This window comes from Verrucomicrobium spinosum DSM 4136 = JCM 18804 (assembly GCF_000172155.1).
Lineage (GTDB): Bacteria > Verrucomicrobiota > Verrucomicrobiia > Verrucomicrobiales > Verrucomicrobiaceae > Verrucomicrobium > Verrucomicrobium spinosum.
Genome location: NZ_ABIZ01000001.1, coordinates 5,820,547 through 5,838,454 on the forward strand (window position 1 = coordinate 5,820,547; position 17,908 = coordinate 5,838,454).

Annotated in this window: 16 protein-coding genes; 8 read left to right on the forward strand and 8 right to left on the reverse strand. The window is 61.0% G+C overall.

Going from position 1 to position 17,908, the window contains the following annotated elements; genetic code table 11:
• Positions 1 to 66: 66 nt before the first annotated feature.
• From dnaG to VSP_RS23580, 3 genes are all read right to left on the reverse strand, one after another.
• A complete protein-coding gene (gene dnaG / locus VSP_RS39925; protein ID WP_053332377.1) occupies positions 67 to 1,941 on the reverse strand; it encodes a DNA primase in 1,875 nt (624 codons plus the stop codon).
• Between the two features lie 80 nt (positions 1,942 to 2,021).
• Complete coding sequence (locus VSP_RS23575) at positions 2,022 to 2,513, reverse strand: zinc/iron-chelating domain-containing protein (protein ID WP_009963788.1); 492 nt, start codon at positions 2,511 to 2,513, stop codon at positions 2,022 to 2,024.
• A 71-nt stretch (positions 2,514 to 2,584) separates the two neighbouring features.
• Positions 2,585 to 4,315: a hypothetical protein gene (locus tag VSP_RS23580; RefSeq protein WP_009963789.1), complete on the reverse strand. Its 1,731-nt coding sequence runs from the start codon at positions 4,313 to 4,315 to the stop codon at positions 2,585 to 2,587.
• A 190-nt stretch (positions 4,316 to 4,505) separates the two neighbouring features.
• Here VSP_RS23580 and VSP_RS37090 point away from each other — a divergent pair, with 190 nt between their 5' ends.
• From VSP_RS37090 to VSP_RS23605, 5 genes are all read left to right on the forward strand, one after another.
• Positions 4,506 to 5,450: a UbiA family prenyltransferase gene (locus VSP_RS37090; protein WP_053332378.1), complete on the forward strand. Its 945-nt coding sequence runs from the start codon at positions 4,506 to 4,508 to the stop codon at positions 5,448 to 5,450.
• Positions 5,451 to 5,704: 254 nt separating this feature from the next.
• Entirely contained in the window at positions 5,705 to 6,346 is a 642-nt protein-coding gene (locus tag VSP_RS39930) for a hypothetical protein (RefSeq protein ID WP_009963793.1), read from the forward strand.
• 78 nt (positions 6,347 to 6,424) lie between these two features.
• Positions 6,425 to 7,060: a porin family protein gene (locus VSP_RS23595; protein ID WP_198141224.1), complete on the forward strand. Its 636-nt coding sequence runs from the start codon at positions 6,425 to 6,427 to the stop codon at positions 7,058 to 7,060.
• Positions 7,061 to 7,337: 277 nt separating this feature from the next.
• Positions 7,338 to 7,526 (forward strand): DUF3008 family protein, encoded by a 189-nt coding sequence (locus tag VSP_RS23600; protein WP_009963795.1) that lies wholly within the window; start codon positions 7,338 to 7,340, stop codon positions 7,524 to 7,526.
• Between the two features lie 34 nt (positions 7,527 to 7,560).
• Entirely contained in the window at positions 7,561 to 7,926 is a 366-nt protein-coding gene (locus VSP_RS23605; protein WP_009963796.1) for a hypothetical protein, read from the forward strand.
• A 204-nt stretch (positions 7,927 to 8,130) separates the two neighbouring features.
• Here the strand turns inward: VSP_RS23605 and VSP_RS37100 are convergent, their stop codons facing one another.
• The 4 genes from VSP_RS37100 to lysS form a co-directional block, all read right to left on the reverse strand.
• Positions 8,131 to 9,381 carry an efflux RND transporter periplasmic adaptor subunit gene (locus tag VSP_RS37100; protein WP_009963797.1) on the reverse strand — a complete coding sequence of 417 codons (1,251 nt, stop codon included), beginning with the start codon at positions 9,379 to 9,381 and terminating at the stop codon, positions 8,131 to 8,133.
• A gap of 167 nt (positions 9,382 to 9,548) precedes the next feature.
• Entirely contained in the window at positions 9,549 to 11,537 is a 1,989-nt protein-coding gene (gene waaF / locus VSP_RS39935) for a lipopolysaccharide heptosyltransferase II (RefSeq protein ID WP_009963799.1), read from the reverse strand.
• 58 nt (positions 11,538 to 11,595) lie between these two features.
• Positions 11,596 to 12,357 (reverse strand): sulfite exporter TauE/SafE family protein, encoded by a 762-nt coding sequence (locus VSP_RS23620; RefSeq protein WP_009963800.1) that lies wholly within the window; start codon positions 12,355 to 12,357, stop codon positions 11,596 to 11,598.
• Positions 12,358 to 12,589: 232 nt separating this feature from the next.
• Entirely contained in the window at positions 12,590 to 14,053 is a 1,464-nt protein-coding gene (lysS, locus tag VSP_RS23625) for a lysine--tRNA ligase (RefSeq protein WP_009963802.1), read from the reverse strand.
• A gap of 94 nt (positions 14,054 to 14,147) precedes the next feature.
• On the opposite strand from lysS, the gene VSP_RS23630 reads away from it, so the two are divergent.
• A complete protein-coding gene (locus VSP_RS23630) occupies positions 14,148 to 14,822 on the forward strand; it encodes a metallophosphoesterase (RefSeq protein WP_009963803.1) in 675 nt (224 codons plus the stop codon).
• A 205-nt stretch (positions 14,823 to 15,027) separates the two neighbouring features.
• Here the strand turns inward: VSP_RS23630 and VSP_RS39940 are convergent, their stop codons facing one another.
• Positions 15,028 to 16,161 (reverse strand): tetratricopeptide repeat protein, encoded by a 1,134-nt coding sequence (locus tag VSP_RS39940; RefSeq protein ID WP_053332379.1) that lies wholly within the window; start codon positions 16,159 to 16,161, stop codon positions 15,028 to 15,030.
• Positions 16,162 to 16,232: 71 nt separating this feature from the next.
• On the opposite strand from VSP_RS39940, the gene VSP_RS37115 reads away from it, so the two are divergent.
• Positions 16,233 to 16,646 carry a hypothetical protein gene (locus tag VSP_RS37115; protein ID WP_009963807.1) on the forward strand — a complete coding sequence of 138 codons (414 nt, stop codon included), beginning with the start codon at positions 16,233 to 16,235 and terminating at the stop codon, positions 16,644 to 16,646.
• 325 nt (positions 16,647 to 16,971) lie between these two features.
• The gene (locus tag VSP_RS23645; protein ID WP_009963809.1) at positions 16,972 to 17,886 is read left to right on the forward strand and encodes a LysR family transcriptional regulator; all 915 of its coding nucleotides are present in this window, start codon (positions 16,972 to 16,974) and stop codon (positions 17,884 to 17,886) included.
• The last annotated feature ends 22 nt before the right edge of the window (positions 17,887 to 17,908 follow it).

Consider the following 17,908-nt stretch of genomic DNA (forward strand, 5'->3'; position numbering starts at 1 on the left):
TCTGGGTGGTGGGATTTTTGAAAATTGGCGGGTCATGCAAATCTAAAATTCATCAGCCCCATTCACTCAGTAATCTTGTTTGCTGGGAAGCTGAGCGCGCCGGACGCCGATTTCCCCCTTCAACCGTATCACCTCTTGTTGGAGCAGGATGACTTCATCCTTCGCCAGCCCTGGCTGACGGAGTCTGGTGGTCACATTTTGATAGAGGTTCTCCAGCCCCTGGAATTCGATGTGCTGCAGCGTCTGGAGTGCCGTCTCGATGGAAACCCGCTGGGGAGGCTCTGCCACCACACGGCTGAAAGCGCGCTCCTCTGCCGGGGTCAAAGTGGTCAGAAAGGCGCTCAAGCCTCCCGAGGTGGAGAGGTCAGACTGGGATTTGAACACCAGTTCCAGCAGTTCACAGCCCGGCACTGCTGCCAGAGCATCCAGCTGAGCATGCGTGCGAATGAGCGCCAGCACCTCTGCAGAAGTCACCGCCAGACGAATCATCTGCCGGGCATGGGGATGAGGAGGCGGCAGTTCCGCCTCTTCTGGCCGGTCTGTGGCACCAGATGCACCTGACCCCGAAGCCCCGTTTCCACCATTTTTGCCTGCCGCGGCCTTTTGCTGCTGATTGGCGATGGATTTGGCAAGCCGGGCCACCTGCTTGCGGAAATCGGACTCCAGGATATTGAGGCGTACGCAGACCTTTTGAATGGCCGCGTCCCGGGCAATGTTGTTGTCCAGCAGCTGGATCATGGTGGCCATGTCCCCCGCAAACCGCGTTTTCTCCCGAGTCTCCGCCATGTTGCGGGTGGAAGACGCATAGTCGATCATGTGATCGAAGAAATCCCGGGCGTCATCCAGCTTGGCCTGAAACGCCTGAGGCCCCTCCTTCCGGATCAGCGAATCTGGATCCTCCCCCTGCGGGAGAGGTGCCACTTTCACCACCAGCCCAGTGGGTGCCAGGATGTGGAAGGCGCGCTCGGCCGCCTTGTACCCGGCATTGTCAGAGTCAAAACAAAGCACCACCTCCTCTGCATGTCGCTTCAGCATCCGGGCGTGAAACTCCGTGAACGCCGTCCCCAGCGGGGCGACCACATTCTCGAACCCACTCTCGAACGCCATGATCATGTCGATCTGGCCTTCACATACCACTGCACGGTTCGCCTTGATGATGGCGCGCTTGGACTTGTCCAGGCCGAAGAGGACCTTGCTCTTGTTAAAGAGCATGGTCTCCGGAGAGTTCAGGTATTTCGCAGCTTTGGCGTTGGAATCCAGCAGCCGCCCGCTGAAGGCGATGACCTCTCCGTAGTCGTTGCGGATGGGGAACATCAACCGATGTCGGAAACGCGCATAGATTTGCCCTCCCCGACCAGAATCCTCATCACCCCGGGCCAGAATACCTCCAGCCACCAGCAGATTCTCCGTGTACTTGTGCTCCTCCGCCCACTTCATGAGCATGGGCGTCGAGGCGGGAGCGTAGCCCATTTCCCAAGATTTGGCGGTCGCCGCATTGATGCCACGGGACTTGAGATAGGCCCGGGCCTCCTCTGCCACCTGCCCTTTCATCAGCAGCAGGTGAAACCAGGCAGAAATGTCCCGATGCAGTTTGACCAACCCGTTGCGGATCTTGGCCGTGCGCTCCGCATTGGCGTCCCACACCTCTTCTTGGATGCGAATGCCGGCTGAGTCTGCCAGACGCTTCACCGCGTCCATGAACTGGAGACCATCATGCTCCATGACAAAACGGATGGCGGTGCCCCCAACCCCGCAGCCGAAGCAATGGTAGGAGCCACGCGCGGGATTCACGTAGAACGAGGGGGTTTTTTCTCCATGGAACGGGCAGAGGCCCCGCCAGTTTGTCCCCACCCGGCGCAGCTTCACGTAGCGCCCCACGAGATCCACGATGTCCGTGGCCGCGAGCACTTGTTGAAGCGTTTCTTCCGGGATTCGAGCCATACGCCAAGTGTCAGCTTCGACGATACAAACTCCGTCAGCAAGTTGTCACAAAAAGTCTCCCAAGAAAATCGCCACCCTGCCTACCGCTTGCCACGCTTGTTCTTCCCTCTCCCTACCTGCTGACCTCGTGCTCCGTCACCGTCTTCCAAGGCATCCTCCACCGCTCCTTGGATTGGGCGCGGGCCGTCACCGCCGAGTTTTTCATCCAACACCTCCAGGCGCTGAATGAGATCCGCCAGATGCTTCCGCGGATAGGGGCCACCCGCAGCTGGGCAAAAATGAGTGCGGCAGCCGAACGGGCGGTGCTGGTAGATCATGCAGCGGCCATTCTGCCCCAGCAGCGGGCAGGCTCCGTCCCCATTGGGACGCACAGGCAGCTTCTTCCGGCCACTGGCCCGCACGCCGATCGCCGCATACCGGGCCTCCCCCAACGTGAGCATGGGGGTCCGGCCTGTGAGGTGAAACTGGCAACACTCCGTGAGCATGCTGCACTGCCTCTCCAGGGGACGCGCCTCGACAGCCGCATAAATGGCGGCCATTTCACTGCGTACTTCAGCATCCGAGAGCGACATCCGCCCACCCTACCCAAAAAACTGCAATTTGCCACTCCCCCTTATCCCTTCTCCCTCGTCCCTTTCCCCTCTCATTTAAACACCGTATCCACCCCCATGGCACTGTCCTTGGCGAAGCTGGGGATCCATTGAGGCCGACGTCGGGACACGACCCGAAAAATGAGCGACAGCGTGTGCAGGGTGAGCAACCGGTCCAGCAACCGGTACCCGCGTTGCCGACGCATCAGCAATTGAAATGCCCACCCAAGATAGCGGGCCTTCACCCAGAAGGGCTTGAAGTCCATCTTCACCCGGTAGCGATGTCGTTCGCCCCCCTTCGGGTACTTTGCTTTATACGCCTTCTTGGTGGCGCGCAAGCGAGCCTCGATCTCGGCACAGAACGGCTGGAAGTAGTACTCCCGGGCCAGGGCGAGGATGTTGAAGGTGTCCGCCATGTACTCGATGTCGGCCTCCGGCATGCCACACTCCGTCGCCAGCGTCTTCATCTCCTCCAGCTTCTGCTGGCAGAGCTTGGTGGTACGCAGGCAGGCCTCCTTGTCCTGCACGAAGTAGCCGAGCACCTTTTTCACCGAGTGGCTGATGAAGATGTTGTGCCAGTACACCTGAAGAATGGGCGGGATGCGCACCCGGCGGAAGAACAGTTTCTGCCGGGCGAACTCCTCTACATAAAGCAGTTCATGGATGACGGTGTCCGACAACCGGAGGAGTTCCAGGAGGGAACGCCAGTTGGGCAGAGCCTTGACCTGGGCAAAGTCCCGCACCGACTCCTCCACCAACTGGCGGTCTTTGAAGGTCCGGATGGCCACAAAGGTGTTCAGTTCCGTCCAGACTGCCCGGTCTTCCAGGAGGGCCAGCCGACGAAACGGCACCCAGCCGCCCGTCTGACACCACACCATGATGCCCACCAAGTTCTCCGCCTGGTCCAGCTCCCGTGCATACCGCTCGTAATCCCACCCTGTGAAGCTGGGGTACTCGCCACAGCCCTCGTATTCCCGGCGGGTCTGGAGCTCAATGATCTTCCTCACCCGGGTCCGGAAGAAGTTTTTGTTGAGCGGCAGGTAGCGGAAAAAGTCGCTCTCGCCGAACTTCATGGAGACGATAAGCGACGGACTGTCCACCACCCCCTTCAGCACGGTGACAAACGTTCCCCGGTGCCACATGAGATCGCCAATCCGGTAGGCCCCCACCGTCCAGGTGCGGAAAATGAGCTGTCGCCCGTGCTTCTCGAACACCGGCAGCAGGGTCTTGAGGAAGCGATTGACCTGCTCCGGGCGCTTCAGGTAGAGCTCGCTGCGAAACTCCCCCTGCACATCGGGTGCATCGGACTCGCCGATCCGCAGGATGACCCCTGCCACTTGGGGGAAGTCGCGAAGAAACCCATCCAGCAGCTCGGCGAGGAATCGCTCCACCGTCCAGCGCAGCCGGGCGATGTGCTCCCGCACCGCCGGGGTGGAACTGAAGACATCCATGGTGAAATAGACCTGTAGCCCATGGCGCTGCGCGATCTCCATACACCGCCCAAACTCGGCCCGCCAGCGGCTGATCCGGGCGCGGGTGTCCAGTTCGTACCAAGAGTGATCCGCCAGGTGGGTGGCATCATCCAGAGAGATCGCGTTGTACCCCATCGCAGCCGCCCGGGCGCAGAAGGTGTCCAAATCCGCCCGAATCTGAGTCCACTGCGCCGCGGAATCGGGCCCATCCAGCTGAAGATGCTCAAACGGGATCTTGGACCAATTAATGGTCCGTCGGGGATACCCTCGGAAAAAGGGACCGATGGCATCTATGAGGAAGAGGTTCATCATGCGGATGTTGCCGTCCAGCCATACCCTCCGGCATCAGCAATGGAAAGCGCTCCCTGCGCCGGTTCGCTGACGAAATCGTCACCTCGAAGGCCGACAGCGGTCAATTTCACCCTGCTCTGGATGGAACTCCGGCGGCATTTCGCATTTCCTCATTGCCCACGCCTGCTTTGTGGTTAACAAAACCGCCCCCGTGATCGAATACCTGAAAATCTGCCGCCCGGACCATTGGTTGAAGAACATCTTCATCCTCTTTGGCCATGTCGTGGCCTGGGCCTTGGTGCTGGATTTCCAACTGGACTTCGGCCTGGTCATCACTGCCCTGCTCTCGCTGATCCCGGCCTGCCTCGTGGCCTCAGCCAACTACATTCTCAACGAGATCCTGGACGCTCCGTTCGACGCAGTCCACCCCACGAAGCGGCTTCGCGGCATTCCTGCTGGAAAAGTGAAGGTGCCCTACCTCTGGTGGCTCATGGTAGGACTCATTGTGGGGGCCTTCGCCCTCTGCGCCCTGTTCAAGTTCAACTGGGGTTACCAAGCCTCCCTCGCCCTGCTCCTGCTGAGCGGGCTGGTGTACAATGTGCCCCCCATCCGCCTGAAGGATCGCGCCTTCATGGACGTGATCGCAGAGTCCTTCAACAACCCCATCCGGCTCTGGCTCGGCTACTACGCCCTGGTGCAGCCCAATCAGGTGCCGCCACTCTCTATTGTACTGGCCTGGTGGTTCTTCGGTGCCCTGCTCATGACCGGGAAGCGCTACTCTGAGTTCCGCTTCATTGGCGATGTCTCCGTGAGCGGACGCTACCGCAAGTCCTTCCAGGTCTATACGGAGAAGAGCCTCATCCTGGCGATGATCACCTATGCGAATCTCTTCTGCTTCTGCACAGGAATCGCCATGGCGGTCTATCCCCGCTTAAACAACCTCGTTTTCGTGTTCCCGATGATCGTCATTGCAGTCATCGCCTACTTCCACCACGCGATGAAGGAGGAAACGGCCCGTCTGGAGCCGGAACAACTCCTCAAAAACCCTTGGATCGCCTTCTGGACCATCGTCACGGGTGCCGCGACGATCGCCCTTTTGCTCGCCAAAAGCAACTATGCCAAGGGCGCTCACTTGCTTGGCCCCCTTCAGTGGTAGGAGCGGCTTCGCCGCAGACAGGGAAAAGACACCAGACTGCCAGACGCCAGACATCAGACCTGAGTCTGGCGTGACTTGAGGATTCATTGGGCGAGAAAGACGCTAAAGAGGAAGGACCGTCGTAGGTCTCTTTCGTGTTCGCCCCGCTGTCAGGTCTGATGTCTGGCGTCTGGCAGTCTGGTGTCTTTCTCTTTTTTTCAACACGCGCTTCCCCACCCTGTCTATCGCCTTCGACAGTGCAACCCCTGACAACCATGAACGAATCCCCTGCTTCGGTGGCGGCTCCCGCGAATCCGCCTGTGCTCCGTCGTCGCTATACCTGGACCAAGCGACTCCTTGTGACGGGCTGTGTGCTCGTTGGCCTTGGTGCTTGGTGGTACCAGTACAATCTGAACGCCTCGCCCTTCCGGCCCGTCCAACTGACGGCCGCTGAACAGGAAGCGGTGCAGACCAAGCTGGCCACGCTGGAGAACCAGGTACAGTCCACAGACCCGGCCAAAACGCTGGTTCTCAATGAGCGTGAGATCAATGGGTTCTTGCAGCAGCAAGGTTTGGGGGACCAGATCAAGGTCAGCATCAACAGTGGCAACATTGGTGCCCAGTTTCTGATCCCGGTGGACAAGGACTTTCCCGTCATGGGAGGCAGTACCGTACGGGTGAAGGTGGCGTTCAACACCCATTTGGATGCCAACCGTCAACTTGCCCTGAGTCTGGCAGATATCAGCGTGGGCGGGATCTCCCTGCCTAATGACTGGCTGGGGAACATGAAGGGTCTTAATCTATTGGACCACAACAAGATGGGTGAAGGTGACGCGCAATTTTTTAAAAGTTTCGCCGCAGGCATCAAAGATTTTCAACTTAAGAATGGCGAGTTGCGTCTGGTCTTGAACGACTGATTCCGCTCCCAGAGGCCGATTCCGGTCGAGTGCCCCTATCGCATCTAACGATTCAAGTGGATGTAGGTAGGGGCGATTTTGTTAAATATTCTTAAATTTGTTTTTTTTGTGTTGCCGGAGAACAGCTCGACGGTATTATTAGCGCGCAATCAAACTCAACCAACCATGAAAAAAATCGCTTCACTTCTGATGACGCTCGCCCTCGCCTCCAGCGCGTTCGCGGGTCCTGTGTCCTACTCCGGCAAAGGCGGCAAAGCCGTTCAGCCGATGGCTCCGGTTCCTACCGGCTGTGAGTGCTTCGGCCCTGGCTTTGCCGTGGGCGCTTTCGGCGGTGGCTATCTTCCCGATGGCGACTCCGAAGACGACGTCCTTGGCGGCGGTGTGCTGGCCGAGTACTTCTTCACCCCGTACATCGGTGTTCAGGGTACCTATGGTATCTTCGCCACCAACAGCGAGCATCATGAATTTGACGCCGCTTTGGTTCTTCGCTACCCCATCACCTCCCTTTGCATCGCTCCCTATGCAATGGTCGGCGGCGGCTACAGCGTGAACTCCGATGACAAAGCCAACTACTTCGTCGGCGGCGGTATCGAAGCCCGTTTCGAAGGTCTTAACTGCCTTGGCATCTTCGCTGACGGCGCTTATCACTTCGCAGCTGACGACGGCGACGAAGACTACACCATCGTTCGCCTCGGTGTGAAAGTTCCGTTCTGATTCTGAGCCGGACACAAAGTCACATTCTTTCTTCGAGAGGGGAGCGGGCAACCGCTCCCCTCTTTTATGTGTGGGTGAGGTTCTCGGGGCACAAGGGCCGATCATGAGGAGCACCCAAGCCAAAAACCGGGGTGCGTAGCGATGAAGATTGGTCAGGCCCCGGCAGGCACCACAGGGGTACGCAGCGGCGCATCAGGGCACCGTCCGCAATGAAGTGCACCCGTCCGACTGGCAAAGGGCTGCCGAACCAGAGTAAAACCCCCTCCTCTTTTTAGTTATGCCCGCCAAATCCAAAAAGCAGCAAATGGCCGCAGGAGCCGCCCTCTCCGCCAAACGCGGAGATCGTTCCAAGGCGTCCCTCAAAGGAGCTTCTCGCCAAATGGTCGAGTCCATGTCCAAAGCAGAACTGGAGCAAATGGCCTGCGCCAAACGCAGCGAGCTCCCCACCCGCAAGCGCGCAAATTGATAGGCGTCCGCTTTCCTTCCCCCTACCCCTACTTATGAAAGAGAACCCCTTTCTCAGTCCACGCCCCATCTCGCTGCCGCGCCGCGAGGCAAGCGCACTTGATTACCGCGTCATCGAATTCCGGCACGCTGGCCGGGCACGGTATGTGGGTGATTGCCGCATGGACGGCAGCCACGAGGGTGACAAGTCCGTCCGCGTCTTCTTTCGTCCCCCTCAAAACAGGGCCAACGACATCCGGCTGCCAGACCAACCAGTGGCTCCGGACAACGCCGATATGTTCCTGACCCAGCTGGGGCTCGCCGCCGTCAAAGTCCCCGCCGCCCTCTCTGACCCGTGCGTCATTGATCTGGAGACCGCCGATCAGTCCACGGAACCCATTGCGATCGGTGGCATTTATTGATCCAGCCGATTGCCAGTCTGCACTGCACTGAAGCCTGGACTTCCCTCCAGCTTCCAGCAAAGGCAGCTGCTTGTAGTTCAAACTTTAGTTTGCTCAGGACACGTCACCAAAGATCGACTGAGCAAACTAAAGTTTGAACTACAAACAAGCAGCTGAGCCGCCTCTCATCCAGTTCACACCTCGAACCTCAACTGACGCACTGCGTCATGACGCACCCGCGCCGCGTCGCTCCTTCCCTGTCTCCCCCAGCTCTCCCTCCCGGAGAGCCTCCCCATCCAAGGTCGGCAGCACCCTGGCTCCGTCTGCCGGAAAGGGAATCGGCGTGACACACAAGACCTCCCCCTCCTGGGGAGCCTTCGGCGAGTTCGCTGAAATCACGATGCCTTTTTCATCTGCGGCGAGGGGCTCCACCGTCATGCGGCGCAGGCGATTCTCCGGGGAGATGAGGATGATTTCATTTCCAGCCCGCACGGCCACCCGGGGGATGACATACACATCCGTCAGCACCTCGCCCCGGATCTCTGCTTCCACAAACTGGCCAATCTTCAGCGGCGGCACGCCGTCGGCTCGCCGGGCATACGGATCATCCACCTGGGCGATGGCGATGATCTGCCGGGTCTCTGCGTCCAGGGAGCCCTCCACCCGCATCAATCGACCCTGCCACATGACCGGTTTCCCATTCAATGACGCACGCAAGCGGACTGGCACACTTTCAGTGTCTGCCACCTCGGCGGCCCCACTGCCGCGATAGCGCTCCGGGAGTTTTAGGAAACGCATCTCCCGCTCCGGCAACGGCAGGCGGATCTCCACATAGTCCACGGCAAAGACTTTGGCCAACTGGGTGCCGGGAGTGACGAGCTGCCCCACATCCACACTCTGCTGCAAGACCTGCCCGGCATACGGTGCCCGCACCACGGTGCGGGCCAGATCACGCTCTGCCTTCATCACCTGGGCCTTGGACGAAGCCACATCGGCCTCGGCACGGGCCAGTTGCGGCTGCCTCAGAACCAGTGGGCTGGGTTCTCCCGTGCGGCCCAGTGCCTTCCAGTTTTCCAGCGCCTGTTCTGCCTTCGCTTTCTCCTCTGCCAGCAAGGCTTCCATTTGAGCCAGCGAGCCTTTCGCCACCACCACGGCCGTTTCGTAATCCACCGGATCCAGCTTGAGCAGGACCTCGTCTTTTTCGAAGAAGGCCCCGGCGCGAAACGACGGGCTGACTTCCACAATCTTCGCACTCACTTCTGGCAGCAGCGTGCTCTGGGTGCGGGGCATGACCGTCCCCTGGGATCGGACCTGCACAGGGAAAGTGGACTTCTTCAGAATTCGCCCCTGCACCTTCACCAGGACTGGCTCAGCCACGCTCACCTTTGGCGCAGGGCGGGAGGTGTACAACCACCATCCTCCCCAGGCACAACCTCCAAGGATCAACAAAGGCGAAACGACACGCAGGAACTTCATCTGGCTGGGCAATACAGTCGCAAAAGCTTGAGTTCCCAAGGTCTCACACCGCTAGTTCCCTTGCGAGTGAAAAGAAAGGAGCGGGACCGGTGGTCCCTCTGGCACGCCTCAGCGGTGGAGCACTGACCAGATCCTGCCAGTCACGGACGACATGGACAGTCAGCAAGCTATGCCAGGACCAACCCTTTCCCCAGTTCCTCACCCACCAGTCGCGCCACCTGCTCCGCTGTGACGCCCGTCATGCAGTCATAGTGGCCAAAGGGGCACTCGCGCTTGAAGCAGGGGCTGCAGGGCACGTGATGGCGCACAATGCGGTGGCGGTCGCCCAGAGGTCCGGTGAGCACGGGCTCTGTGGAGCCAAAGATGCTGACGGTGGGCACGCCCAAGGCGGCAGCCAGGTGCATGGTGCCGGTGTCATTGGTCACTAGCAGCCGGCAGGCGCGAAGCTCCGCAATGAGCTCGGTCAGGGTGGTGGCTCCCACGCGATTGCGGTGGCGCACATTGCCCAACATCTGACTCAAGGTCTCCCCCATGGCCTTCTCCCCCGGAGCGCCAAAGAGCTGCCACTCCACCTCTGGCCACTGCACGGAGACAGCGGCGGCCACCCCGGCGAAGCGGTCCATGGGCCAGCGCTTGGCCTGGCCGTACTCGGCCCCCGCACAGATGCCCACCCTGATGGTGCCCTCCCCCGCAGCGCCGGTGGGCGGCACCGTGGGTGAAAACAGGCCGGGGTCGTCCGTCTTGGCCCCGCAGAACTTGGCCAGACGCAGGTAGCGGTAGGCGTGATGCTCCGGCGGCTTGTAGGACACCGGTTCTGGACACACCTGATGCAGCATCCGGGACCGGAGAGAGCCGTGATACCCCACCAGGCGAGGGATGCCGGCCTGCTTCAACTCCAGGGTGGAGCGGGTGGAGTTAGTGAAGAGTACCGCAACATCATAGTAGCCCGACTCACGGATGCGTCGGGCCACACTGCTGATGCCTTCTTTCTTGGCCTTGGTGACCACCGCATCCACCTCCGGCACCGCGCTCCAGAGTTCCTTTAGATTGGCCTGGCAGAAGATCGTCAGCCGCATGTCCGGCCGCCCCTGCTTGAGCGCCCGGATCGCAGGCATGGCCATACACGCATCCCCCAGCCAGTTGGGTGAACGGACCAGGAGGTTAAAGGGTTGCAGGCGGCTCCCATCATACCCCTTGGGCAGGACGATGCCGCGGCGGTACTTGGAGAGCAGGAAGTCCGGCTTGGGTGTCTTCCAGCGGTTGTGCACCCAGAACCAGTCAGCAGGAGCACGGCGCACCAGCACCTCCACGGCAATGTTGAGCATGGAGGTCAGCCCCTCCGCCGTGGCTTTCTTCTCCCCGCTGCTCACGGGCGGGTAGATGACGAGTTTCCAGCGCGCCAGGCCGTCGTTGTACACCGCCATCGGCAGCAGAGGCGCATCACAACGCAGGGCCATCAGGGCAGCCAGGCTGGAGGTGGAGGCCAGCCGGTCAAAGAACGGGCACCAGATGCCCTTGTCCCCCGCGTGCTGGTCCACGAGCACACCAATCGCGCTGCTCCCCTCACGGAGATGCTTGATGGGAGCCCCGAAACCGTCGTTCCGGCTGAAGAGCACGTAACCCAGCTTCTCCCGGCGGCGGCGCAAATGCGACTCCAGATACGGATTGCTCAGGGGCTGGTAGATGGTTGCTGGCTTCCGCCCGTAGCAGAACAGGGAGGGAATATTCGTGAGCAGCTCCCAGCACCCGAGGTGGCAGATGGCGTAGAGCAGCGGCTTGCCGGATGCCGCCACGGCTTGGGCATGCTCCGTGCCCTCGATCGTGACCCGTTTCACGATCTCCGCCTCGGACATCACCTGGAACTTCAGGCTGCACAGGAAGTTCGCCCCCAGGCTCCGGAAGTGCTTCCGCGCCGCCGCCTTCCGCCAGTCGAGGTCCTTTTCCCGGCCAAACGCGATTTCCAGGTTCCTCAGCGCCAGCCGACGAGGGCCGCCGAAAAAGGCATGTGCCAGCCCGCCCAGGAACTGCCCGAGCCGGGCGCAGAAGGTCAGCGGCAGCACACTCAACACAGCCTCCACCCCGCGTACCAACAGGTACATCAGGTACTGCCCCATACGGGTGATCACTTGGTCGCCAGAAGGCTTTTTGCTCGCCATTGCCTGTCTATCCCGCAAGAGGGGCGGGAGTGCAAAGTTGAAAATCCATTCTTCCGCCTCACTTCCCCACCACAAGGTGGACACCCAGGGCGATCAGCCCTGCGAGGAAACAAATACGGAACTTCGCCGGCGACAGACGGGACCGGAGGAAAGTGCCCGCATACATGCCGATGAGGGCGGGCACGAGCATGAGCGCAGAGCTGCCGAGCACCGCCGTAGGGTAGCTCCCGTTCATCACCAGCCCCAGCGCCAGCACCACGGTGGATACGGTGAAGGAGATGCCCATGCCCTGGATCAGCTCGTCCTTCTTCAACCCCAGCGCCTGAAGATACGGCACGGCCGGGATGACAAACACGCCGGTCGCGGCGGTGACGAATCCCGTGCTACCCCCAATCAGCGGTCCCAGCCAGCGCTCCCATTCAGAACGCACCGTCATGCGAGCGCCCGTGAGCGCCCAGCCCGCGTAGCCGATGAGCGCCGTGCCCAGCCCCACCATCGCCCACTTCCCCGCCGGAGCCCCTAGAATCCACGCCCCGAGCAAACTGCCCGCCACAATCCCGATCTGCATGCCGCCCAGCCGCTTCAACATCGGCCCCAGCGTCCCCCACGGCCAGATCTGCCAGACATTCGTCACAAACGAAGGCACCACCAGCAGCGCTGCCGCCTCCGCCGGACTCATCACCAGCGCCAGCAAGGCCACCGCCACCGTGGGCAACCCCAGCCCGATCACGCCCTTCACCACCCCCGCCAGCACAAATACCGCCCCAGTGAGGAGCAACACGTTAAGTGATGCGGCATTCGAGAGTTCCAGCCAGGCCATGGTTCGAGTCAAAAACTGAACTACGTCTCAGCGAGGCTTCTGGAAAGGATTCTCACACGAAGGCACAAAGGCACGAAAAGGAGGCGGGGGTTCCAGCCCCGCTCAGTCGAGCGTCTCCTAACTTCGCAGGCTGAAGCCTGTACTCCGTACAACTTCAGCCTCCAAAACCCGCACCGGACCTCATGTCTTGAGTCTTGTGTCTTGCAGTCTTGTGTCTCCCGCGCAGCGGGCCCTACCGCTTCTTCAACTGCGGGAACAGCACCACATCACGGATGCTCTCCGCACCCGTCAACATCATGACCAGGCGGTCAATGCCGATGCCGATGCCGCCAGCGGAGGGCATGCCGTATTCGAGAGCGAGGAGGAACTCCTCATCCACCTTCTGAGTTTCCTCGCCCGCCTGGTGTTCCAGGCGCTCGCGCTGCACGATGGGGTCGTTGAGCTCGCTGTAGCCGGGGGAGATTTCCTGGCCGTTGATGACCAGTTCGTACACGTCCACCACGCTGCCATCGGCCTTGTTCTGCTTGGCCAGGGGCACCAGTTCCGCAGGCACATGCGTGACGAAGAGCGGGTCGAAGCTCTTCTCCTCGATCAGCTTTTCAAACACCTGCTGGCTCACTTCGTAGTCCACCATGCCGCCGCTCACCTCGACGCCCAGCTCGGCGCACTTCGCCTTCTTGTCGTCCAGTGACAGCTCGAACCAGCCCTCTCCGGCCACGCCCTTGATCAGCTCCTTGTAGGGAGCACGACGCCAGGGGCGCTGGAGGTTGATGGTGCGGGTCACGTTGCCTTCGTCATCCTTGTGCTCGATGAGGAGGCCACCGCAAAACTTCTCCGCCAGGTGGCAGACCATGCTCTCCACGAGGTCCGCCATCTGCTCGAAGTCGGAGAAGGCCCAGTAGGCCTCCAGCATGGTGAACTCGGGGTTGTGACGACGGCTCAGGCCCTCGTTGCGGAAGTTGCGGTTGAGTTCGAAGATCTTCGTGAACCCACCCACCAGGAGACGCTTGAGGAAGAGCTCCGGCGCGATGCGGAGATACATCGCCATGTTCAGCGCCTTGAAGAAGGTCTCGAACGGCGTGGCGGCGGCCCCACCGGGAACGTCCTGCATCATCGGCGTCTCCACTTCCAGGAATCCGCGATCCTGCAGGAAGCGGCGGATCTCCGCCACCATGAGGCTGCGCTGCACGAAGGTGTCGCGGCTGCGCTCGTTGCTGATGAGGTCCAGATAACGCTGGCGATACTTGATCTCGCGGTCCGTCACGCCGTGCCACTTGTCGGGCAGCGGACGCAGGGCCTTGCTCATCACCTGGAGGGTCTCGGTGTGCACAGAGGGCTCACCCGTCTTCGTCACGAAGGTCTTGCCGGAAACGCCCAGCCAGTCGCCGATGTCCACGAGCTCAGTCAGAAGTTCAAACGCCTCGTCGCCGATCTCCTTCTTGTTCACGTAGCACTGGATGCGGCCCGTGATGTCGGACAGGTCAAAGAACACCGCCTTGCCCATGGTCCGGCGGGCCGTCACACGCCCGGCCACCTTCACCTCCAGATCCGGCTGGAAATCTCGGCGCAGCGCGCCTGGCTGATGAGTCGTGTCAAAGCGTCCGCCGAACGGGTCAATGCCGCGCGCGACCATGGTGTTCAGCTTGTCGCGGCGGATTTGCAGCAGTTCGGATTCGGAATGTTCTTGTCCTTGCATGGGAAGTGTCGTCAATTATGCGGCAGTGAGCGGAAACGCACCTCTAGCCGAGACTCTGGTATTTGCTACTGCAAAGGTGTGCTCACACCAAGACGTGTGGCTGGACAGTCGCGGGGCGCTGTGGCATCCCGGTAGTCGCTGGCTGGCCGAGGCGGACCTCCACTATGGCTATCAGCTGACCATGCGCCGGGCGGGTGGCCTCTTTCCCCAGTGGGGCATGGGCGACATCCGCACCCGGTTGCAGGCTCTGATCCGCCACTATCAGCCAGAGAAACTCATCTTGGCCGGCGACATCATGGACAGCAGCGGCTCTGCGGAAGAGACCCTCACCCTGCTCGCCGCCCTCCAGCCTCAGGTGCCCCACTTGATCTGCCTGGAGGGCAATCACGAGCGTCCCGCCCTGCTCAAACGCTGGACATTCCATCGCTGGCATCGCGAAGACGGCGACTACCTCTTCCACCACGGCCACAACCCGCAAGAGGTCCTCGACTGCCCCAAAGCCACCGCCGACGCCGCCCTTCAAATCACCGGCCACTGGCACCCCGCCGTGACCCTCAATGACGGTGCCGGCACCTCCATGAAGCTGCCCGCCCTCATCCAGCAAAAATCCCCCAAGCGCCGCTCCCAGAGCTCCAACACGCCGCTCGATCACTGGATCCTCCCCGCCTTCTCCCCCTGGGCCCGTGGCGGCCGCCTGCCTGCTCCCGGGGAAAAAGTGCGCCAGGAAATCTGGGCCTGCCATCAGCGGCGGGTTTTTGCCGTGGGGTGAGGCGGAAATGCGGTTTTAACCACAGAGGCACAGAGGAATGACTTTTTTAGACAGAATTAACGGAATTAACAAAATTGGATTCAGTGGTCAGTTCCACCATCCAGAAGCTGAACCCTAATTCCGTAAATTCTGTTAATTCTGTCTAAACCTCAGTTTCAGTGCTCTGTGTTCTCTGCGTCTCTATGGTTAAACCTAAAACTCCCTCTCAGCTAATGACGACCGGTTTATCCTCGTTGTCCTGATCCTTCTTCGGCGCGGGCTTCGCACGGCGGCGCGGCACGGCTTCCTCCTGCAGGATACGGTCTTCCACCAAGGGCTTGGCACCGGTCTCGGGAGTAGGATCTTTCTCGGTGAAGGGTGACTGCTTCTTGTACGTCTTCAGACGCTCGCTGAGCTCCTGCTCCAGCTTGGCCTTCTCCTCAGGCTTGATTTCACCGTCCTTGTCGCCATCCAGCATCACGATGGCCTTCATCTGGGTCTGCACGGCTTCGCCGAATTTGCCACTGCGCGCCAGGGCGGCCGCCAGGGTGTCGATCATCTCATACTGCTTGCCACTGAGTTTTTCCACGGCATTCCGCGCAAATTCCACAGCGCTGTCGCCATCATGAAAGCTGTCGTCCGGGCACACCGCCAGGAACCACGCCAGGTCATTGCGGGCCCAAGGATCATCCGAGCGCGCGGCCCGGCGGTACCAGGCCTCCGCACGGCGATAGTCCAGCGGCACGCCCGTGCCGGTGTAGTAGAGGTAGGCCAGATGCGTCATGGCCCGGATCAGGCCGTTCTGCGCGGCCTTCAGGTACCACTCCGCGGCTTCGCGGGTGTTCTTGTCGATCCCCAGCCCGCGCTCCAGCTTGAAGGCGTACATCGCCTGGGAGGGGGCAAAGTCCTGATCCGCCGCCCGCTTCAGCCACTTGTTGGCCTCAGCCTGATTCTTCTCCACGCCCTTGCCCAGCTCGTAGCACTGGGAGAGATTCTGCTGTGCCAGGGCCAAGCCGTACTTGGCGGCTTTTTCATACCACTCGAAGGCCTTCTTCTCATCCTTCGGGAAGCCCACGCCCTCTTCGTTCATGGTCCCCAGGGCATTCATCGCCTCCAGCTTCTCCTTCTCCGCCGCACGGGTCAGCCATTCGGCAGCTTTTTTCTCATCCTTTGGCATGCCTTCTCCTCCGAGATAGCGGATGCCCAGCTCAAACTGGGCGTCGGCATTGCCTCGCTCCGCCAGCTGCTGCAGCGCGGCCGGATCAAAGTCGTCCCCCACACCTCCACTTTGTGCATGCAAAGGCAGAACACCCACCAGCAGAGCGGCCGCGCCCAGAAGCGCGAAGCGAAGGATTTTCATGGGATTAAACATATCGGGTAAGAATACGAACGACAACCTCAGACATCTTCCCAGCAGCAACCGTTCCGATCATGTTGCGCTACTTTTCCCGTCTCAATCGCGCCCGGAAGGTCCTTTGGAGCTACCTCCTATGGTGGATCCACACCATCGCCCACCATTTTGAGCCCCGGCCGCGCCTCTGGCTCACCTCTCTGGGGCTCAGCGGCATCATCGGCCTGGCCCTTCTGCTCAGCACCCGCACCTCCACCGCCGGCACCACCCGGCTGGACCGCTGGCAGATCTTCCGCCTCTTCCTCATGCCGTTTTGCGTCTCCAGCTTCGCCGCCCTGGTGAAGGACCAGGGCTTCCTCCTCATCTTCCCACCCACCTGGCAGGAAAACTTCAGCGCCCTCACCCTCATCGCCGCCTTCTGGGGAATGACGGCGCTGTTGGAGCGCGTGTATGCGTTGAAGATGCCCTCGCCTCAGCTTGAACGACAAAGTTGAAGCGGACCCGTTGCGGGGAAACTTCAAAAGCCAAACTTCTAACTTCAAACTTCAGAGGTTCCCCGGGCCTCGTTGGTGCCCACCCCTCCACCCCTCCACCACTCCACCACTCCACCACTCCACCACTCCACCACTCCACCACTCCACCACTCCACCACTCCACTACTCCACTACTCCACTACTCCACTACTCCACTACTCCACTACTCCACTACTCCACTACTCCACTACTCCACTACTCCACTACTTCCGCGCCCCGCATTCCAAATTCCAAAATCAGACATTCCCCCCTCGCACAAATGCCGACTCGTTCTTAAACTCCCCGCATGGAACTCCGGCATCTGCGCTATTTCCAGGCCGTGGCCGAGGAACTCAGCTTCTCCAAGGCCGCGGAGAAGCTCCACATCGCCCAGCCTGCCCTGAGCCGCACGGTCAAGGAGTTGGAGGATGACCTCGGGGCCGAGCTCCTCCAGCGCACGAAGCGCAGCGTGAAACTCACCCCCGCCGGGGCCGTGCTCCTGCATGAGGCGGGCATCCTGCTGGGCCTGTGTGAAGAGGCCATCCGCAAGGTCCACCGCACCGTGAAAGGCCAGGAAGGCGAGCTCCGCCTCGGCTTCATCGGACCGCCCACCCAGCCCTTCCTCTCCCGACTCCTCAAGGAGTACCGCCGCCGCCATCCCCGCGTGACCGTCATCTTAGAGGAGCGCACCCCTGAGCGCGTCTGGGAGATGGTCTCCAAGGACCGCATCGACGTCGGCCTCACCCGCCCCGTCGCCGCCAGCGACCGCATCCCCCTCCAGACCCTTCTCCTGCGTCGCGAGTCTCTCTCCGTCGTCGTGCCCCGCAGCCACCCCCTCGCCAGCGAGACCAAGGTCACCTGGAAAATGCTGGAAGGCCTTCCCCTCATCGTCCTCGCCCGCCGCGAAGGCGTCGGCCTGTACGACCGCATCATGATTGGGTGTCACCGCGCCGGGTTCTCCCCCAAGCTCACCCTCACCCCCAGCATCGTCGGTACTGTCGTCACCTACGTGGAGGCCGGTGCCGGCATCGGCGTCGTGCCCGAAAGCGTCGACACCCTCACCCGCAGCCCCGACCTCATCTTCAAACCCCTCCACCCCATCGTCTCCGTTGACCTCGTCATGGTCTGGAACAAGGGGGGCGCCAATCCGGCGGCGGAGGCGTTTAGGGAGCTTGTTTCTGAATGGGTTTCTGCGGACACGCTTATGCCGCTCGCTCAGTAGGCAGTGGACAGTGGGCAGTTGT

Coding starts and splice junctions, on each gene's coding strand:
- dnaG (WP_053332377.1), bottom strand. CDS start 1,941: ATGGCTCGAATCCCGGAAGAAACGCTTCAACAAGTGCTCGCGGCCACG.
- VSP_RS23575 (WP_009963788.1), bottom strand. CDS start 2,513: ATGTCGCTCTCGGATGCTGAAGTACGCAGTGAAATGGCCGCCATTTAT.
- VSP_RS23580 (WP_009963789.1), bottom strand. CDS start 4,315: ATGATGAACCTCTTCCTCATAGATGCCATCGGTCCCTTTTTCCGAGGG.
- VSP_RS39930 (WP_009963793.1), top strand. CDS start 5,705: ATGAACGAATCCCCTGCTTCGGTGGCGGCTCCCGCGAATCCGCCTGTG.
- VSP_RS23600 (WP_009963795.1), top strand. CDS start 7,338: ATGCCCGCCAAATCCAAAAAGCAGCAAATGGCCGCAGGAGCCGCCCTC.
- VSP_RS23605 (WP_009963796.1), top strand. CDS start 7,561: ATGAAAGAGAACCCCTTTCTCAGTCCACGCCCCATCTCGCTGCCGCGC.
- VSP_RS37100 (WP_009963797.1), bottom strand. CDS start 9,381: ATGAAGTTCCTGCGTGTCGTTTCGCCTTTGTTGATCCTTGGAGGTTGT.
- waaF (WP_009963799.1), bottom strand. CDS start 11,537: ATGGCGAGCAAAAAGCCTTCTGGCGACCAAGTGATCACCCGTATGGGG.
- VSP_RS23620 (WP_009963800.1), bottom strand. CDS start 12,357: ATGGCCTGGCTGGAACTCTCGAATGCCGCATCACTTAACGTGTTGCTC.
- lysS (WP_009963802.1), bottom strand. CDS start 14,053: ATGCAAGGACAAGAACATTCCGAATCCGAACTGCTGCAAATCCGCCGC.
- VSP_RS39940 (WP_053332379.1), bottom strand. CDS start 16,161: ATGAAAATCCTTCGCTTCGCGCTTCTGGGCGCGGCCGCTCTGCTGGTG.
- VSP_RS37115 (WP_009963807.1), top strand. CDS start 16,233: ATGTTGCGCTACTTTTCCCGTCTCAATCGCGCCCGGAAGGTCCTTTGG.
- VSP_RS23645 (WP_009963809.1), top strand. CDS start 16,972: ATGGAACTCCGGCATCTGCGCTATTTCCAGGCCGTGGCCGAGGAACTC.